Genomic DNA, 17,916 nt, shown 5'->3' with positions numbered 1-17,916 from the left:
AAACTGATGCCTGCGCGCCTCCCTTATGATTTTCTGGCAATCGCAAGGGGAATGGCATGCAAGGATTTCTGAGCGAGGAGCGGCGCGGGGCCGTGCTGCAGAGCCTGCGGACCGATGCCGGCACCCTGTCGCGCGACTACCTCACGGCGGCGCGCGAAGTCCTGCGGGAGCTCGTCGATATGCCCGATTTGGTTCAGCGCCTGCCGCTGGAGCGCAAGACGGGCGCCTACAGCCGCAATCTGCTGGCGGGCAATGAGAATGTCAGCGTCTGGGCCATCGTCTGGGGCGAAGGCTCGGCCACCTCGATCCATGATCATCATTGCTCATGCTGCTTCGGCGTCGTCTCCGGCACCGTGACCGAGACGTGGCATCGCGCCATCGACGCCACCCGCGCCGTGCCCACCGAGGAACAGGAGCGCAGGCCGGGCTATGTCGCCTGCATGCTGCCCTCGGGCCCGAATATCCACCGCATGCGCAATTTCGGACCGGGCGAAGCGATCTCGATCCACATCTACGGCTTCGACCACGAGGTCCGCGCCTCGTCGATCGAGACCGAATACACCGCCGTCAGCGGCTGACATTCGCGCGCCACGCTGCGGGGACAAAGCAGCAACCATGTCCCCGGTTCCGACGGCGGCGGCATACTGGCCGGCTCGATCCTCTGGGGAGCCGCGCAGATGTCGATTTTTGGCTGGACGGGTGCGTCTCCCGCGATCGTGGCGCCAGCGCCCTCGGCCGTCACCGAACCAAAGCTTCGTCAGCTCGCGCCCAATGGTAACGCCGCGATCCTCGTCGGCATTGCCGGCGGCTTCGACGGGCTGGCGCCCGGCTATAGCGTGACGACTGCGCTGCGCATCTGCCATTTTCTCGCACAGGCCGCGCATGAGACCGACGGTTTCCGCACGCTCGAGGAATATGGCGGCCCCGCCTATTTCGCCCGCTACGAAAGCCGGCGCGATCTTGGCAACACCTTGCCGGGCGATGGCATTCGCTACCATGGCCGCGGCATTTTCCAGCTCACCGGCCGGGCGAATTATCGCCGCCTCGGCCAGATTCTCGGCGTCGATCTCGAAGACGAGCCCGAGCGCGCGAAGGAACCCGCGATCGCTCTCTCCATCGCCTTCGCCTACTGGCGCGAGCGCGGCATCGGCGCGGCCGCCGATGCCGACGACCTCGAGCGCGTGACAAAGCTCATCAATGGCGGGCGCAACGGCCTGGCCGAGCGGGCGCGCCATCTCGCGAAGGCGAAGGAGATTTGGGTGTGAAGCCAGCCGTCTTGCTCGGGCTTGACCCGAGCATCTCGGAAACCAGCACCCTTCTGGTCATGAGATGGTCGGATCAAGCCAGGGCATGACGGCAAACAACCTCAGCCGTGTCCCGCCTTCAACGCCTGATCGAGATCGGCATAGATGTCCTCGACGTCCTCGATACCGGTCGAGAGGCGCAGCAGGTCGGTCGGACAGGGCGAGCCGGCCCCCTCTATCGAGGCGCGGTGTTCGATCAGGCTCTCGACGCCGCCGAGCGAAGTCGCACGCTTATAGAGCCCGACATGGGCCGCAGCCTTGACTGCCGCGGCCTCGCCGCCGGTAACCTGGACCGACAGCATGTAACCGAAGCCGTTCTCCATCTGCCGCGCGGCGATGTCGTGCCCGGGGTGCTGCGGCAGACCCGGATAGAGCACGCGCGCGACCAGCGGATGCGCGGAGAGGCGCTGCGCCAGCTCCATCGCCGAGGCGGACTGGCGCTCCTGCCGCAGATGGAGCGTGCGCATCCCGCGCATCAGCAGATAGGCCTCGAACGGGCCGAGGATGCCGCCCTGCCCCTTGCGCACCGTCTTGATCCGGTTCCAGAACTCATCGTCGGCATTGGCACAGAGCGCGCCGGCGACGACGTCGGAATGGCCATTGAGAACCTTGGTCGCCGCATGCATCACGATGTCGGCGCCCAGCGTCAGCGGCCGCGTATGCACGGGCGAGGCGCAGGTCGAATCGACCGCGAGCCGGGCGCCGGCCTTGTGCGCGATTTCGGCCGCCGCCGCGATGTCGGTGATGGTCCAGAGCGGGTTGGAGGGCGTCTCGACCCAGACGAGCTTGGTCGCACCGGGCTTTACAGCGGCCTTGAGGGCAGCGAGATCGTCGGTCTCGACGAAGTCGACCTTCAGACCCCAGCGCGTGGCTTCGTTGAGCAGCCAGGCCCGCAGCGCCCAGTACATCACCTTGGAAGCGACGACATGGTCGCCGGGCGAGAGCGCCTGGAAGACGGAGGTCGCCGCCGCCATGCCCGAACCGAACAGCAGCGCGCCGGCCTTGGCCTCTTCCAGCATGCCGAGCACGGCCTGCGCCTCATGCACGGTCTCGTTGTCGGGCCGGCCATAGATGAAGCCGGAGGAATAGCCGTTGTCCTCGTCGCGGATGAAGGTCGTCGAGACATGGATCGGCGGCACCACCGCTCTGGTCAGCGGGTCGACCTTGCCCATCGCCTGCGCTGCGAGGCTCCGCGGGCTCCAGCTCTTCCTGCTCATGTTCTCTCCAACCGTCATGCTGCTGTATCGACACGATCTCGCATGATCGGTCGGAAGCACTCTAGCGATCGGCAAAAATTTAAGTTGGTGTTTTTCACCGCAGAGCGACTATTTTCGTCGCCAGGAAATTCTTGATGCTGAAAATCGCCGATCTCGATCATTTCGATCATGCACTGCTCGAAGAGATGCAGCGCGACAACCAGACGCCGGCCCGCGTCCTGGCAGAGCGAGTCGGGCTGTCTCAGAGCGCGGTGCTGCGCCGCCTGCGCCGGCTCCGGGCGGAGAAGGTCATCGCGGCCGACGTCTCCATCGTGAACCCGGCCGTGCTCGGCGTTCCCGTCACGATTCACGTGCTGGTGTCGATCGACAGGGGCTCTCAACTCGCCGATGCCTTCGCACGCAAGCTGCGCGCGCGCCCGGAAGTTCGGCACGCCTCCTATGTGACGGGAGGCGCCGATTTCGTCCTCCACCTTCAGGTCGAGAGCATGGAAGCCTATGCTGCTTTCGCGCGCGAGGTTTTCCACGACGACCCGAACGTCTCGTCATTCTATACCTATGTCGCCATGCGCGAAGTGGTCGGGCCGGCGCAAACCGGCCGGCCGAAGCGCGCCACCGCGCCGGCCCGCTCTGAGCGACCTGTCTAGCGCCCGATTTTGCAAGCGGGCCAGTCTCGGCTCCTCCGGAAAAGTTCCATGACCGGAAGACATGCCATGCGGGGCAGGATGCATGCCCGCGGCCGCCCGGCGGCCTTGCCGACCGATGCCGCCGGCCTCATCTTCCGGACATGAACACGCTTACCGGGTCCCCCTCACAACGCCGCTCCCCGCTCTGGGCGGCGCTGATCATCGCGATCCTGCCGGTGGTTGCGGCGTCGCTGCTCGGCAGCGCGGCCACGGTTCCGCAGATTGCCGGCTGGTATGCCGGTCTCGCAAAGCCGCCCTTCAATCCGCCGAACTGGATCTTCGCACCGGTCTGGACCGCGCTCTATGCGCTGATGGGGCTGGCCGCCTTCCGCATCCTGCGCATTCCTGTCGGAACGCCCGGGCGGCGACGCGCGCTGCTGGTCTATCACCTGCAGCTGCTCATCAATATCGGCTGGTCCTTCGCCTTCTTCGGCGCCAACAGCCCTCTTGCCGGGCTGATCGTCATCCTGCCGCTGCTCGTCCTGATCCTCGCGACCATCGCCGCCTTCAGGCCGCTAGACCGGCTCGCCGCCAACCTGCTCTGGCCCTATTTCGCATGGGTCGGCTTCGCGACCCTGCTCAATGCCTCGATCTGGTGGCTCAACCGCTGAGGATTATCCGCCGATCGAGCGCTCGATCACCTTCATCACGGTCGCACGCAGCTCTGCGATGGTGAAGGGCTTCGACATCACCTCCGCGACGATCGTCTCCAGGCTCTTCGCCTGTTCGCGCTGCTCGGCATAGCCGGTCATCAGCATGATCGTCAGCTCCGGGAAGCGCTGCTTGGCGGCGAGCGCCAGCGCGATCCCGTCCATCAGCGGCATGCGGATATCCGTCAGCAGCAGGTCGAAGCGCCCTTCCTCCGCAAGGAGGATGTCGAGCGCCTCGGCGCCATCGGCAGCAGTGAGGCAGCTATGGCCGTCCAGGCTGAGGCCGCGCGCCACCAGCACGCGCAGCGGCTCCTCATCGTCGACGACCAGAATACGTGACATCGTAGTTCCCTAGAGCATTTTTCGGCGAAGTGGACACTGCTTCGCGCGAAGAAAATGCGACAAAACAAAAATTCTAGATGCCCGGCAGCCCGGCCTGATCTTCCGTCTCGATCACGCCGACGAAGGGCAGCTGCCGATAGGAATGCGCGACATCCATGCCGTAGCCGACCACGAAGTAGTCCGGGCATTCGAAGCCGACATAATCAGCCTGGATGTTGACGGCGCGCTTGTGCGGCTTTTCCAACAGGACCGCGGTGGACACCTTCGCGGCGCCGCGTGCGGCCAGCAGATCCTTGGCGAAAGCCAGCGTGCGGCCGGATTCCAGGATGTCGTCGACCAGAAGCACGTCGCGCCCGCGCACCTCGCTCTGCACATCGCGCAGGATCTCGACCTGGCCCGTAGAAACCGTTCCGGTCCGATAGCTCGACAGATGAATGAACTCGACCTGCGGCGCGAGCCCGATGCGATGCATCGCCCGGATCAGGTCGGCCGCGAACATGAAGCTGCCCTTGAGAACGGCAACGACGAGCAGATCCTTGGGATTGCTGGCGGCGATGGCCTCGGCCATCTCCTGGTTGCGCCGCGCGATCGCAGCCTCGTCGTAAAGAACCCTGATCCGCCGTTCGGGCATAATCTCTCCGTCGTCGTTTCCGGCCGCAACCGGCCCCGCGCAAGCTGGATGCGCCGGGCCCCGCAGCAATGAGTCATGAACGCCGTCCGGCCGAATGGGCCCGATCGACAGGCACCCGTCCTAGCAGCATCAGTGCGTGCTGGCGATATTGGCGGTTGTCGCGGCCGAAGTGAAGCGCACCTGCACGGACCGCCCGCTTTCCGGGGGAGAAGCCAGCCGGGCTCGGAAACGGATCAGTTCGGCGGGCTCCAGGCTGGCCCGCGGTGGCTCCGTCGTCCAGCTGTAGAGCGTCGCGCCGGCCGCATCCTTCACAGCGACCTCGATCAGCGGCACCCTCGCCTTGCTCTTTGTGACGTTGGTGACATCGCCCTCGACCACCAGGAAACGGTTCGCGCCATCCTCGATCAAACCGCTCTCGATGGCGCCCAGGCTCAGGCCCCGCACATTCACCGGCAGCCCGACCGTCTCGAAGACGCTTGCGAGCTGCGGCGCAGCGCGGACGACTGCGTTGCGCTGCCACGCGGCGAAGCCGAGCAGGGCAAGACCCGCGACAGCGGCGGCGGCGGGCAACGCGACGGCACGCTCCCGCAAGCCTTTCGTCGTCGATGCCCTGGGCGAACCACGCCTGGCCGAACCACGCTTGCCGCGTCTCGCGGAAGGCCGGCTGTCGGCGGCAGCTATTTCAGCTTCCGCACCCGCCTTTTCACTGGTTTCGGCGGCAAGCGCCGTGATCTCGGCGTCGATGGCGGCGGCGCGCTCCATCTCCTCTGCCAGCAGGGCTTTCGTCTCCTCCTCGCTGGGTGCGTCAGGAAAGACGGCGACTGGCGCGACATGCCATGCGGTCTTGCAACTCGCGCAGCGCACTTTTCGGCCTTCCGGCCCCAGTTTAGCCGCGTCGAGTTCATACTGGCTGGCGCAGGATGGGCAGACGATCAGCATGGGCTTTCGGGCAATCTCTTCGCAACGATGGCCGGGTGTCTCCGGTACGCTTCGGTCCGGGATTCGCTCTTCGGAGCCTGGCGCAACGACAGGCGCTGAAGCACGGATGACGGCGAACGGAAATGCCCGCTGCTATTGGCACGATTTATGGTTAACGCCCCGTGAAGAATCTGTAGCGCAAACTGCTGCCCTCCAGCGGTTCCGGGCCGGCTTGCTTGCGGTGTAGGATCGGCCCGGATACGCGTTTCGCTGAATGAGGAAGACCGCTTGGTTCGGTTCGAAAATGTCGGCCTGCGTTATGGCATGGGACCGGAGGTGCTGAAGGACATCAACTTCAGCATCGCGCCGCGCTCGTTCCAGTATCTCACCGGGCCGTCCGGTGCCGGCAAGACGACGTTGATGCGCCTTATCCTGATGGCGTTGAAGCCGACACGCGGGCTGGTGAACCTGTTCGGCCAGGACGTCTCACGCCTCGATGCCGACACGCTCACCGCCTTTCGCCGCCGCATGGGCGTGGTCTTCCAGGATTTCCGCCTGCTCGATCATCTCACCGTCTACGAGAATGTCGCGCTGCCCTTGCGCGTGCTCGGCAAGGAGGAGGCGAGCTATCGCGCCGAGGTCGTCGAATTGCTGCGATGGGTCGGGCTCGGCGAGCGCATGCATGCCGTGCCGCCCGTGCTCTCAGGCGGCGAGAAGCAGCGCGCCGCCATCGCCCGCGCCCTGATCGGCCGTCCGGAACTGTTGCTCGCCGACGAGCCCACCGGCAATGTCGATCCCGGTCTCGGCCGGCGGCTGCTCCGGCTGTTCATGGAGCTGCAATCGCTCGGCACCGCCGTGATCATCGCGACGCATGATCTCAACCTGATGGAAATCTACGACGCGCCGCGCCTCGTGCTGGCCGACGGGCAACTGCATGTCGATGCCTGAGCCCGGCCATCACGAACCGGAACATGCGGAACGGGCGCTGCCGCCCAATCTGCGGCGCGACCTGCCACTCGTGCCTGTCGACACCGTTGCCGGCCGCGCGCTGATGGCGGTGATCGCGATCCTGACCTTCCTCGCTGCGCTTAGCGCCGGCGCCGCCGTGCTCGCCGCGCGCGCTTCCGATCAGTGGCGGGGAGCCATTTCCAACGAGATGACCATTCAGATCCGGCCTGATTCGCATCGCAGCATCGATGACGATGTCGCGCGCGCCGTGGCGATGGCGCAGGCGCTCGACGGCATCGACAGCGTGCGCGCCGTTCCCAAGGCCGAATCAGACAAGCTGCTCGAACCCTGGCTCGGCACGGGCCTCGACCTCGTCGAGCTGCCGATTCCGCGCCTGATCGTGCTCAAGCTCAAGGGTGGCGCCAGCCCGGATCTTGCGAGTTTCGGGCCGACGCTGCGCCGCGAGGTGCCGACGGCGATCCTCGACGATCACCGGCTCTGGGTCCGGCGCCTTTCGGCCATGGCCGGTACCATCGTCGCCTCCGGCTTCGCGATCGTCCTGCTGGTGCTGACGGCGGCCGCTCTCGCCGTCGCCTTCGCCACACGCGGCGCGATGGCGGGCAGCCGCGACAGTGTCGAAGTGCTACATTTCGTCGGCGCCAATGACGGTTTCATCGCGCGCGAATTCCAGAGCCGCTTCATCAGGCTGGGACTCAAGGGTGGCGCATTCGGCGGCCTTGCCGCGATCCTCGCCATCGCCCTCATCGGCTTAGTCGTCTCGCGCTGGCGCACGGCGCCGGAAGCCGAGCAGCTGCAGGCTCTGTTCGGTGCCTTCGAGATCGGCTGGGCCGGCTATGCCGCAGTGCTTCTCGTCGCGGTTGTGGTCGCCGCGATTGCCGGTCTCGTCTCGCGCTTCACCGTCCGTCACTATCTGCGGATGCTGTCATGAGCGAGCGCGGAGCGGCGGCCGGTCGTCAACCGATCCTTCACTCCTGCGGCGGGAACCGGCATGTTGCCGCCGCCGTTATGCCCGAATGCCGGGTTATGCCAGCAATATCATGGCCATGATCGGCAGCACCAAGCGCGATCTCTCGATCGAGCCGCCGGATTCAGCGGCGCGGCGCTCGACGCCGGCCGCAGGCCCGGCGCTGCGCCGCATCCTGGCACTGGCCGTGGCTGCACTCGCCGCCGCCGGCACGCTGCTGCTCGGCCTCGGCTATGTCAGCTTCGCCGCGGGCATCGACGCGCAGGAGCCGACGGCGACGCCCCGCACCGACGCGATCGTCGTGGTCACCGGCGGCGCCCAGCGCATCGGCGACGCCATCGGCCTGCTCGGGGCCGATCGCGGCGCCCGCCTCCTGATCAGCGGCGTCAACGAGAAGACGAGCCGCGAGGAACTCGCCAAGCTCAACCCCGCCTCGCGCGACCTGCTGAATTGCTGCGTCGACCTCGATTATCGCGCCCGCAACACCATCGGAAACGCCATCGAGGCCCGGCGCTGGGTCCGTCAGCATGGTTTCCGCTCGCTGCTGGTCGTGACCTCGAACTACCACATGCCCCGCACAGTCGCGGAATTCGCCCATGCCATGCCGGGCGTGACGCTGATCCCCCACCCGGTCGTGACCGAGCATCTCGACACGACGGGCTGGTGGTATCGCTGGGCGACGATCAAGGTTCTCGCACCGGAATATGTGAAATATCTCGTTGCGCGTCTGCGCAGCCTCGTCGAACGCGATCCCGAGAATTCGCGGCTCTCGGTGATCACCGGCGGCCGCAAGCCTGTCTCGTCGAAGCCGGCGGAGCTTCTGGGGCCGGCGGCCGAGAAGCGGTCGCGGCTGCCGGGCCATATCCGTCACGAGGGCTGAGTCCCGAAAACCGCGCAGGCGCTTGACCGGAGCCGCATCTCAGGCTCATTGCGCAGCATGCTCGTTCTGCGCTCCCTCGCCTTCAACACGCTGTTCTATGCCAATCTCGTCCTCTGGCTGATCTTCATCATCCTGCCGGCGCTGTTTCTGCCCAAGCGGATCCTGCTGGCCGCGGCGATCGCTTGGTCGCGATCCTCGCTCTGGCTGCTGCGCGTGGTCGCCGGCACGCGCTACGAGGTCACCGGCATCGAAAACATTCCCCAGGGCGGCCTGATGGTGGCGGCGAAGCATCAGTCCTTCGTCGAGACCTTCACACTCATCACCTTATTCCCGGACCCCGTTTTCATCCTGAAGCGCGAGTTGACCTGGATCCCGCTCTTCGGCTGGGCTCTGAATCGGCTGCGAATGATTCCCGTCAATCGCGGAGCCCGCGCCCGCGCCCTGTCCGATGTGACCCGCCGCGCCAAGGTCGAGCTCGGCCAGAACGGCCGTCAGCTGCTGATCTTCCCGGAAGGTACGCGCCGCCCTCCCGGCGCGCCACCGGCCTACAAGTTCGGCGCCGCCCATCTCTACGCCGAGCTCGGCGTTCCCTGCGTCCCCGTAGCACTCAATACCGGCCTCTACTGGCCGCGCCGAAAGTTCCTGCGCCGCCCCGGCACGATCCGCATCGAGATCCTGCCACCGATCATGCCCGGCCTCGGCAAGCTCGCCTTTCAGCGTGAGCTGCAGGAACGAATCGAAACAGCCTGCGACAGGCTGCTGGCGCAGGGGCGTGCGGAGCTCGCCGCGCTCGGCCTCGACCCGCTGGCGACGCAGGCTCCTGACAAGCCCTGACAGCAGAGACGGCGCCGTCCCGGAGTCTGCCGGGTCCGACGCTTGACTTATCCCCATGTCGTTCCCATTTTGTTCCCACCACGGAGGAACGGACATGGCCGCTCTCGCCTATCGCTACACCCCCGATCTCTTCGACGAGCCGCTGGAGCGTCGGGCCGAGAAGCGGAATCGTCTTTTCGGAGAGATCCGACGCTCGAACAAGGAGATGGATCGCCGCTTCGCGCCCGAGGAGACGCAGGACGATCTGGTGGCGCGCGAGATGCCGCTGCGCAGCACGGCCGGCCTCGGCGAGCGCCGCTTCACCGCCTGGCGCGGCCGGTCCGGCCGGCGCTATGTCGCGTCGGTGTTCTCCATCGACGATGTTCATGCGCTCGGCTTCATCGACGCCGTGCTGCTCGCAGTCTCGCCCGATCGGCGCATCATCGCGGCGCGCGATTCCGGCCCCTTCGGCGTCGAGGCGGCCCTGAGCCGCTGGCAGCGCGCGATCATGGCTGCGGGCGCTGCCGAGATCCATGTGCACCTTCTCGCCGAGGATGGCTTGAGCCGTCGCGCCGCGCTGCTCGACCTGATGCCGGAAGCCTGCCCAGAGGGCTGATCAGCCGCGCGCCAAGGGCGGATGCGGGGCGCCCAGGCCGGGCGCCAGCTCCTGCGCGAGGCAGGCCAGGACCGGGTCGTAGATCCCCATCTTGCGCAGATGCTCATGCGTACGCAGCACATAGTCCGGGTTCTCGCCGGACTGGCCCTTTCCCTCCCGAACGAGCTTGAGCAACTGGGCGGGCGGCAGCTTGCCGGCATATTGCAGATGCTTGCGATCGGCCACATAGACCAGCCCGCGCGCCTGGCGGCCATCCTCCAGCCTGAGCGGAACATGGCGCTCGAGATAGACGGCCGTCGCCTGCTCGCGCGCCCTCAGATAGTCCACGGTCTCCTTCGCCTGCGCCGCAGCGACCCGGAAGGCGAGCCCCCGGCAGACACCGCCGCGATCGAGCCCCAGCACCAGGCCCGGCCGCTCGGGCGTGCCACGATGGACATGCGAGAAGACGCAGAGCGAACGGTGATAGCCGTGCAGCCGCGCCTGTACGCTTTCTTCGAAGGGAAAGCCCGGCCGCCAGATCAGCGAGCCGTAGCCGAAGACCCAGAGATCGGTCGCGCCGAATTCGGTCGTCATCGCCATCCCATAATTTAGCCGCGCCAGCCTGCTTGCTGGGCCCCGCAGTCCAGCAAGGCCCTCGCCGCTCTGGCGCCGGTTCCTGCGGCGAGCTAAGGCATCGGACAGAAAAGTGAAACTCGGTTTTCGGGCGAAAACGATGCCACATTGAAGAGCGATATCGCCAGGGCCGTCTTCGCCCTGGCGATATCGCGCGCCGCCCGCCTCCGCGCAAGGAACGCCTGCCGCATGACCGATCCCCTTCCGACGCGCCGTCACAGCCGCTTCTGGCTCTACGGTCCCACGCTTCTGCTCGTCATCCTGGCCGCCGCCTGGTCCGCCTTCTGGTTCTACGCGCGGGGCCGCGCCACGGCCGAGATCGATGCCGCCCTGGCGCGCGAGGCCGAGCGCGGCCGCACCTGGACCTGCACCGACCGCACGATCGGCGGCTATCCATTCAGAATCGAGCTGCGCTGCAATGCGCTCGCGCTGACCTCGACGCGCTGGGGAGACGCTGTCCGCGTCGAGACCGGTCCCGCCGTCGCCGTCGGCCAGATCTACTCGCCCAGCCTCGTGATTTTCGAGTTCACCAGCCCCGCCAAGGTCACCCTGCCGGAAGGCCGCTCGCTCGCGCTCACCTGGAGCAATCTCGATGCCAGCCTCGCCTGGCGCAATCCCGAGCGCTTCGCTCTCGTCGCCAGCGACCTGACGGCCGTTCAGACGGCGCCCGGCCTGAATCCGGAGACCTGGAGCAGCAAATCCCTGGAGACCCATCTGCGCCGCAATCCATCTCGGCCAGCTACCGACCAGGCCGTCGACATCGCCCTCACGGCCAAGGGGACGGTTCTGCCGCCGATCGACGCGCTGCTCGGCAACACCGATACGGGCGAGATCGCGCTGGATGCGACGCTGACCCAGGCCGAGGCCTTCCGCAAAGGCTTCAACCCCGATGCGCTGGAAAGCTGGCGCGGCGCCAACGGGGCCTTCGAGCTGACCCGCCTCGTCTCGACCAAGGGCAAGGCCCGCGTCGACGGCAGCGGCGTGTTGCAGCTCGACCCGATGCGTCGCGTCTCCGGCGACCTCCGGCTGGCCGCAGCAGGCATTGAGCAGATCGGCGGGATGCGCATCGGCAACCTGCTCGGAGGGCTCGGCGGCCTTCTCGGCGGCCGGGGCGCGGAGAAGTCGGCGGCACCCGGCCTCACCCCGCTGCCGCCGGTGTCGCTGCGCGAGGGCCGAGTCTTCATCGGGCCCTTCCGGCTGCCGCTCCAACCGCTGCCGCCGCTCTACTGAGCACAAAAAAAGGGGCGCCGCGGCGCCCCTTGCTCGTTCTGTGATGCGGCGCCGGCTCAGGCGGCCGGCAGGGCCGCGCGCGGCGCCTCGATGCGGGTGATGGCCTTCTTGACCGCCTCCTGCACCTTCTCGAAGGCGCGCACTTCGATCTGGCGGACGCGCTCGCGCGAAACGCCGAACTCCTCGGAGAGCTGCTCCAGCGTGATCGGATCCTCGGCGAGACGACGCGCCTCGAAGATCCGGCGCTCGCGCGGGTTCAGCACCGCGAGCGCCTCGTGCAGAGCCGTATGACGGTTGCTGCTCTCCTGCGAATCGGCGAGGCGGCGCTCCTGGCTCTCGGAATCATCGACCAGCCAGTCCTGCCATTCGCCCTCGCCATCCTCGCGCAATGGTGTGTTGAGCGAAGCGTCGCCGCCGAGGCGGCGGTTCATCTCGACCACATCCTGCTCGTTGACGCCGAGCTTGGTCGCGATCTGCTTGACCTGATCGGGGCGCAGATCGCCCTCGCCCAGCGCCGAGATCTTGCTCTTGGCCTTGCGCAGGTTGAAGAACAGCTTCTTCTGGTTGGCCGTGGTGCCCATCTTCACCAGCGACCAGGAGCGCAGGATGTACTCTTGAATCGAGGCTTTGATCCACCACATCGCATAGGTGGCGAGGCGGAACCCCTTATCAGGCTCGAAGCGCTTGACCGCCTGCATCAGGCCGACATTGCCTTCGGATACGACTTCGCCGATCGGCAGGCCGTAGCCGCGGTAGCCCATGGCGATCTTGGCGACGAGGCGAAGATGCGAGGTAACGAGCTTGTGCGCCGCGTCGCGGTCGCCATGCTCGCGCCAGCGCTTGGCCAGCATGTACTCCTCGCTCGGTTCCAGCATCGGGAACTTGCGGATTTCGTCGAGATAACGTGACAGCCCGCCTTCGGCGGACAGGACAGGCAGCGAAGCACTCGCCATGCGCGTGTCTCCTCATCAAGGCTCCCGCTGTGCGGCAGGCCCACCGCGCGATCAACCTTCGCGCAGGTTTCGGATGATGCGAGTAGATCCAACGCAGCAACTGCTGTGGAGTTCGGCTGGACTGATCGCGTGCGGCGCCCCCTTGGCCATCCGCATCCGACAACCCCAGTATATGCGAACTCAGTCTGGCGGAAAGGTGGCAGAGAAGCCAGATTGACTCACAGCGTCGCGAGCGCGGTTTGCAGATTCGCAAAATCCCTGGGCGGCTCGGACTCGAACAGCATTTCCTCGCCCGTGGCGGGATGCGCAAAGCCCAGGATGGCGGCATGCAGTGCCTGACGCCCCAGCGCGGCGAGCGCCGCCTGCGCGTCCGCGGGCAATCGCACCGCCTTGGTGACGAATCCCGAGCCGTAGAGCTGGTCGCCGAGCAGCGGGTGGCCGATATGGCTCATATGCACGCGGATCTGATGCGTGCGCCCGGTCTCCAGCCGGCACTCGATCAGGCTCGCCAGCGGCTCGGTCTCGTCGAGCCCCTTGAGCAGGGGCGGGTAGCGCTCAATCAATTCTATGTGCGTGATCGCCTCGCGGCCACGCCCCTCCTTGACCACCATCATCTTCTCGCGATTGCGGTTCGATCGCTCGATCGGCGCATTGATCGTGCCCTGGTGCAGCCGCGGCACGCCCCAGACGATGGCGAGATAGGCCCTCTGCAGAGGGCCGGTGCGGCCGTGATCGGCGAACTGCTTGGCGAGCTTCTGATGCGCCTGATCGTTCTTGGCGACGACGAGCAGTCCGCTGGTATCCTTGTCGAGCCGGTGCACGATGCCCGGCCGCCTGACGCCGCCGATGCCGGAGAGGCTCTCGCCGCAATGCGCGATCAGCGCGTTGACGAGCGTACCATCCTCATGGCCCCCCGCCGGATGGACGACCAGCCCCGCCGGCTTGTCGATGACGATGAGATGTTCGTCCTCATAGACGACATCGAGCGGGATATCCTGCCCGATGGGCTCGGCCGGCTTGGCCTCGGGCATGACGAGGGCGAGTTCGTCGCCTTCGACAACCTTGCGGCTCCCGTCGCTGACGACGGCGCCGTTGAGGCGGACGCCGCCCTCCTTGATGACGTGCTGCAGCCGCGCACGTGAAATCTCGCCCGCGAGCAGCGCGAGTGCCTTGTCGAGGCGTTGGCCGGCCTGTTCGGGGCCGACCTGCAGGGTCACGCTGGCATTCGGATCGAGAACGGATGTCATCGCGCCGCTATACGTTGCATGCGGCGGTACCGCACGCCTTTTCCGCGTCCGTGACAAAACCTCCGCAGTCATCCTGGGTCGACCTGGGGGCAACCGGGATGCTTGCGGAGGGTAGCGATACGAACTGGCTCAGCCGAACAGGCGGAAGCCGCTCTTCTTCGGCTCCGGCGGCGGCTCGTCGTCCGGCCCCGGATCATCAGGCGCATGCGAGACCGGGAAGATCACCGGCTTTGGCGGCGCGGCTTCGCGCGCAACCGCCGCAGGCTTGACGGTCTGGGCCGACGTGACTTCGGCGGCACGGGCTTCGGCTGGCTTCGCGGCCTCCACCACCACGTCGACCGGTTTCGCCGCGGCAGCCGGCTTCAGCTCCTCCTTTGGAGGGGGCTGCACCACCGCTGCGGCCGGCTCCGGCTTCGGTTCTTCCTTCGGCGCGGGCGCGGCCGGGGGAGCGACCGCCACCGGCTCGATCGTCGTCGCCGAGACCGGCTTGATCTCGATCAGCTTGGTCGAATCGTCGAGGTCGACCAGCACGTCATCGAGTGCCTGAGGCGGGCTCCCCAGCGTCGCCGGCGGCACGGTCCAGACGAAAGCGTCGAGGCGGCCGGTGATCGGTGAAACCGGCATCCAATGGTCGGAGACCAGCCCGTCCGCGACCCAGGCCGCATCATGCGGTGCCCGCGTCGCCCGCGCCAGCCATTCGCGAACCCGGCCAGCGGCGCCATGCTCGGCTTCCTCAAGCTCCGCCATCAGCAGGCAGGCGCGCACCGAGGCGCCGCCGGCTAGCAGCGGCTTCAGGGTCTCGCGCGCCTTCTGGAATTCGCGCGCCTGGATCGCGGCGCCGGCCAGCGCCAACACGCTCTCCGGATCGGCCGGCCGCAGCTTCGACAAGGTGGTCGCACGGTTGAGCCGGTCGAGCGCACTGTCACCCGGCCGCGCGTCGAGATAGGCGGCCGCGATATCGGGATGCGGAGCTTCGCGCCAGGCGGCCTCCAGCAGCCTGGACGCCTTGCGGACATCTCCGCGCTCCGACAGCATCCGTCCGGCAAGCGCGGCGGCCGGCGTCAGCGACGGCGCGAGCTTCACCGCCTCGAGAGCGGCAGCGAGCGCCTTCTCCGGCTCACGGTCCCGCTCCTGCAGAGCTTCGGCCGCGAGCAGCACGGCGCGCTGGCGTCGCGCCTCCGCCTTGTCGGCAAGCCGCAGCGCGGCGCGGCGCTCGACGGCCGTGCGCGCCGCCTGCCAGTCGCCGGCATTGGTATGAAAATCGAGCAGCGCATCATTGGCCCAGGCGAGCGAAGGAGAGCGGCGCACGGCGTCATCGGCGAAGGCGCGGGCGGCCGCCATGTCGCCGCGGCGCTTGGCCTCGACGAAAAGGCCGCGCAGGCCGAGCACGCGTGTCTCCGGCTTGTCGAGCATGGCCTTGAAGGCAGCCTCCGCCTGACCGCGATCGCCCGAGAGCTGCGCCGTCTGCGCTTCGAGCAGCAGCGTCAATGGCTCGTTCGGCACGAAGCGGCGCGCTTCGCTGGTATAGCGCCCGGCCGCGACGGGATCGCCCGCGCCGATCGCGACCATGCCGCGCGAGACGGCCTCGAAGCCGCGCGCCCGGCGCCTGGCGCGCGAGGACAGGCTGAAGGCCGAGGGCAGGCCGAAGACGAAGCGCAGCACCGCCCAGACCAGCAGCACGATGAACGCAAGCGCCACGACGCCGACCGCGGCAATCGCGACGCTGGTCTCGATCCGGTAGCCCTGCCAGAGCACCGAGACCTCGCCCGGACGATCCGCAAGCCACACCGCGCCGAAGGCAAGGCAGGCGAAGACGGCAAGATAGATGAGAACGCGAACCATGGACCCTCTATCCTCCGTCAGCCGGCGGCGCCGAGCGCCGCGACTGCATCCTGCGCGATCTTGGCGATCGCCGCATCCGCCGCAGCCCGTTTCTGTAGATCGGCGCCGAAATCCGCACTGGCACGGCGCGCCGGCTCGGGCAACTGTCCCCACAGTGCCGCAGCCTTCGGCATGTCGCCGGCCGCAATGGCAGCCTCGAGCCGGATGGGCAGCGTCGCCGGGTCTGTGGAGCCATTATCGCCGACCGGGCGGACCGTGACGATCCGGCTGGCGAGGCCGAGGAGCTTGTCCGACCAACTGCCGGATTGCGGCGTGACCTCGCGCTGGAACATCGCACCATGCTTGCGGAAGCCGCTGAGCAGCGCGTCGCGCGTCGTCGCGCCTGAAGACGCGACAGCGCCGAGAGCCGCCAGATCGGCCTGTGCGACGCCGCTCTTCGCCAGCGCCGCGACGTCGCCGACGAAAGGACGGCCGCCGGCGAGCGCACGCTGCACCCGCTCGGCCAAGACGACCCGCGCCGCGGCGGTCGCTTCGGGGCCGATCGCGGCCGCGCTCTTCGCCTGCGCCTCGACCGCGCCGACGCGACCCGTGATCTGGTCGAGTCGCTGCCCGAGCGCCGCTGTCGCCGCCTCTGCCCGCTGGGCCTGGGCCGCGAAGGCGCTCGTATCGGGCGCAGATGCGTTGCCGAGGGCCCCCAGCTTGCCGGCGAGCGCTTGCATCTCCGAGCCCGCTTTCGTCACCGCGTCCGACGCGGCGGTCGCCTTGCGGTCGGCCAGCGCGATGCTGGTCTGCACGGCATCGATCCGGTTGCGCAGCTCGGCGATCTGCTCGCCGGTCGCCGCCGGGCTGACCCGATTCAGCGCCAGGAACACGCCGCCCGCTCCGATGATTCCGCCGACAAGCCCGGCTGCGATCAAGTGCAGCCAGGGCGTTCCCGCCGGCGGCTGGCGCTCGCCGGCATCTCGCTGCGGCTCGACGGGCGGCGGCCTGAATTCCTGCGGCAGGGCCTCCGTCGGCGCAATCGCTTCCGAGGGATGGGCGTCTGCATGAGCGGTATCAGGCGCTGCTGCAGGCGCTTCCGCCTCGGCCTTGAGCTCGATGGTCGGCGGGGTGCGTTTGAGGCTGCCGCGCGGCTCCGGCCGGGCGGGGTCGGATGCGCCAGCCCGCGCGGAAACCTGTTCCAGCGCGGCCAGCATCCCCGCCTCCTCCGGGTGCTCGGCGACAAGCACCGTGCTGGCCCCCGCCGCGATCAGCGGTGCCGCGACATCAGCCGACATGACGACATGGGTGAGTTCGAGCGCCGCGTCCGAGACACCGGCGGCCTGTGCCAGTGCGATGAAGGTGCGGGCCCCGCGCGCCGAATAGTGGAGAGCCGCATCGCCCGGCTGGCCATGCCGCAGCGCGGCTTGCGTATCCTCGGGCAGGACGGTGACGGGCTCGGCCGCATAGGCGGTCCAGAGCGTCACCGCGTAGCCGGCTTCCTTGAGCCGGTCCGGCACATCCTCCTTGCGATCGCGCCCGACGATCATCAGCAGCTTCGCCGGAGCCGGAAGCGTCCGCTTGATCAATTCGATCAGGTCGTCGCGGTCGCCATCGGCACTGCGCGCATCGTCGAGTCCGGCTTCGCGGACCCTGGCCGCCGTTCGCGCACCGACGGTGAAGACCGGCAGGTCACGCCAGCCGGCCGGCCCTTCGGTGAGTGCCGGGATGGCGTTGCCGCTCGTCAGCACGATCGCGTCGAACGCAGCCTCCGGTGCTGCTCCGGGCAGCCGCACTACGTCGAAGAGCGGCGCGAGCACAGGCTCGAAACCATGATCGGCAATGGCGCGCGCGGTCCGTTCGGCATCGGGGCGGGGACGGAAGACGAAAACGCGCATTCACAGCTCCTGACAAGAAGGGCAACGACCACCGGACGATGCGCAAACGATGCAGCGAACCGCGTTCGATCCGCATTGAGGCGGAACAATGATGCCGTGCATGCCGTCTCCGTTTTTGTCTCTGCAGCAAAGGTCGTGGCCCACGCCCCTTGGCCTTGCACCGTACCG

General features: G+C 67.6%; 19 protein-coding genes. 10 read left to right on the top strand and 9 right to left on the bottom strand.

Going from position 1 to position 17,916, the window contains the following annotated elements; all coding sequences use genetic code 11:
* Window positions 1-56 precede the first annotated feature (56 nt).
* Entirely contained in the window at window positions 57-578 is a 522-nt protein-coding gene (locus AB4Z16_RS24715) for a cysteine dioxygenase (protein ID WP_441513980.1), read from the top strand.
* 99 nt (window positions 579-677) lie between these two features.
* Entirely contained in the window at window positions 678-1,265 is a 588-nt protein-coding gene (locus AB4Z16_RS24710) for a glycoside hydrolase family 19 protein (RefSeq protein ID WP_441513979.1), read from the top strand.
* A gap of 101 nt (window positions 1,266-1,366) precedes the next feature.
* Here AB4Z16_RS24710 and AB4Z16_RS24705 read toward each other — a convergent pair whose 3' ends face one another.
* A complete protein-coding gene (locus tag AB4Z16_RS24705; protein WP_441513978.1) occupies window positions 1,367-2,521 on the bottom strand; it encodes a trans-sulfuration enzyme family protein in 1,155 nt (384 codons plus the stop codon).
* 134 nt (window positions 2,522-2,655) lie between these two features.
* Between AB4Z16_RS24705 and AB4Z16_RS24700 the strand changes: the two genes are divergently transcribed.
* Both AB4Z16_RS24700 and AB4Z16_RS24695 read left to right on the top strand, forming a co-directional pair.
* A complete protein-coding gene (locus AB4Z16_RS24700; protein WP_441513977.1) occupies window positions 2,656-3,165 on the top strand; it encodes an Lrp/AsnC family transcriptional regulator in 510 nt (169 codons plus the stop codon).
* Window positions 3,166-3,305: 140 nt separating this feature from the next.
* Window positions 3,306-3,815, top strand: a complete 510-nt coding sequence (locus AB4Z16_RS24695; protein ID WP_441513976.1) for a TspO/MBR family protein — start codon at window positions 3,306-3,308, stop codon at window positions 3,813-3,815.
* 3 nt (window positions 3,816-3,818) lie between these two features.
* Here AB4Z16_RS24695 and AB4Z16_RS24690 read toward each other — a convergent pair whose 3' ends face one another.
* The 3 genes from AB4Z16_RS24690 to AB4Z16_RS24680 form a co-directional block, all read right to left on the bottom strand.
* Entirely contained in the window at window positions 3,819-4,196 is a 378-nt protein-coding gene (locus AB4Z16_RS24690) for a response regulator (protein WP_441513975.1), read from the bottom strand.
* A gap of 73 nt (window positions 4,197-4,269) precedes the next feature.
* Window positions 4,270-4,827 carry a hypoxanthine phosphoribosyltransferase gene (gene hpt / locus AB4Z16_RS24685; protein WP_441513974.1) on the bottom strand — a complete coding sequence of 186 codons (558 nt, stop codon included), beginning with the start codon at window positions 4,825-4,827 and terminating at the stop codon, window positions 4,270-4,272.
* A 129-nt stretch (window positions 4,828-4,956) separates the two neighbouring features.
* The gene (locus tag AB4Z16_RS24680) at window positions 4,957-5,766 is read right to left on the bottom strand and encodes a zinc-ribbon domain-containing protein (RefSeq protein ID WP_441513973.1); all 810 of its coding nucleotides are present in this window, start codon (window positions 5,764-5,766) and stop codon (window positions 4,957-4,959) included.
* A gap of 303 nt (window positions 5,767-6,069) precedes the next feature.
* Between AB4Z16_RS24680 and ftsE the strand changes: the two genes are divergently transcribed.
* From ftsE to AB4Z16_RS24655, 5 genes are all read left to right on the top strand, one after another.
* Window positions 6,070-6,693 (top strand): cell division ATP-binding protein FtsE, encoded by a 624-nt coding sequence (ftsE, locus tag AB4Z16_RS24675; RefSeq protein WP_441514015.1) that lies wholly within the window; start codon window positions 6,070-6,072, stop codon window positions 6,691-6,693.
* Entirely contained in the window at window positions 6,680-7,642 is a 963-nt protein-coding gene (locus AB4Z16_RS24670) for a cell division protein FtsX (RefSeq protein WP_441513972.1), read from the top strand. The genes ftsE and AB4Z16_RS24670 overlap by 14 nt, the downstream gene beginning before the upstream one ends.
* A 115-nt stretch (window positions 7,643-7,757) precedes the next feature.
* Window positions 7,758-8,558, top strand: a complete 801-nt coding sequence (locus tag AB4Z16_RS24665) for a YdcF family protein (RefSeq protein ID WP_441513971.1) — start codon at window positions 7,758-7,760, stop codon at window positions 8,556-8,558.
* 57 nt (window positions 8,559-8,615) lie between these two features.
* Window positions 8,616-9,392, top strand: a complete 777-nt coding sequence (locus AB4Z16_RS24660) for a lysophospholipid acyltransferase family protein (RefSeq protein WP_441513970.1) — start codon at window positions 8,616-8,618, stop codon at window positions 9,390-9,392.
* Between the two features lie 94 nt (window positions 9,393-9,486).
* Window positions 9,487-9,987, top strand: coding sequence for a hypothetical protein (locus AB4Z16_RS24655; protein WP_441513969.1), 501 nt, complete (start codon window positions 9,487-9,489; stop codon window positions 9,985-9,987).
* Here the strand turns inward: AB4Z16_RS24655 and AB4Z16_RS24650 are convergent, their stop codons facing one another.
* Window positions 9,988-10,560 (bottom strand): gamma-glutamylcyclotransferase, encoded by a 573-nt coding sequence (locus AB4Z16_RS24650; protein ID WP_441513968.1) that lies wholly within the window; start codon window positions 10,558-10,560, stop codon window positions 9,988-9,990.
* A gap of 228 nt (window positions 10,561-10,788) precedes the next feature.
* On the opposite strand from AB4Z16_RS24650, the gene AB4Z16_RS24645 reads away from it, so the two are divergent.
* Window positions 10,789-11,829, top strand: coding sequence for a DUF2125 domain-containing protein (locus AB4Z16_RS24645; protein WP_441513967.1), 1,041 nt, complete (start codon window positions 10,789-10,791; stop codon window positions 11,827-11,829).
* Between the two features lie 56 nt (window positions 11,830-11,885).
* On the opposite strand, the gene rpoH is transcribed toward AB4Z16_RS24645, so the two are convergent.
* From rpoH to AB4Z16_RS24625, 4 genes are all read right to left on the bottom strand, one after another.
* Window positions 11,886-12,782, bottom strand: a complete 897-nt coding sequence (gene rpoH / locus AB4Z16_RS24640; RefSeq protein WP_441513966.1) for an RNA polymerase sigma factor RpoH — start codon at window positions 12,780-12,782, stop codon at window positions 11,886-11,888.
* Between the two features lie 218 nt (window positions 12,783-13,000).
* The gene (locus tag AB4Z16_RS24635) at window positions 13,001-14,029 is read right to left on the bottom strand and encodes an RluA family pseudouridine synthase (protein WP_441513965.1); all 1,029 of its coding nucleotides are present in this window, start codon (window positions 14,027-14,029) and stop codon (window positions 13,001-13,003) included.
* 129 nt (window positions 14,030-14,158) lie between these two features.
* Window positions 14,159-15,871 carry a heme biosynthesis protein HemY gene (locus AB4Z16_RS24630; RefSeq protein ID WP_441513964.1) on the bottom strand — a complete coding sequence of 571 codons (1,713 nt, stop codon included), beginning with the start codon at window positions 15,869-15,871 and terminating at the stop codon, window positions 14,159-14,161.
* Window positions 15,872-15,888: 17 nt separating this feature from the next.
* A complete protein-coding gene (locus AB4Z16_RS24625; protein ID WP_441513963.1) occupies window positions 15,889-17,748 on the bottom strand; it encodes a uroporphyrinogen-III synthase in 1,860 nt (619 codons plus the stop codon).
* Between the last annotated feature and the right edge of the window lie 168 nt (window positions 17,749-17,916).

This window comes from Allobosea sp. TAF32 (genome assembly GCF_052113585.1).
GTDB lineage: Bacteria > Pseudomonadota > Alphaproteobacteria > Rhizobiales > Beijerinckiaceae > Allobosea.
Note: the sequence above shows the minus strand (reverse complement) of the source record. Positions and strands in the feature narration are given on the sequence as shown.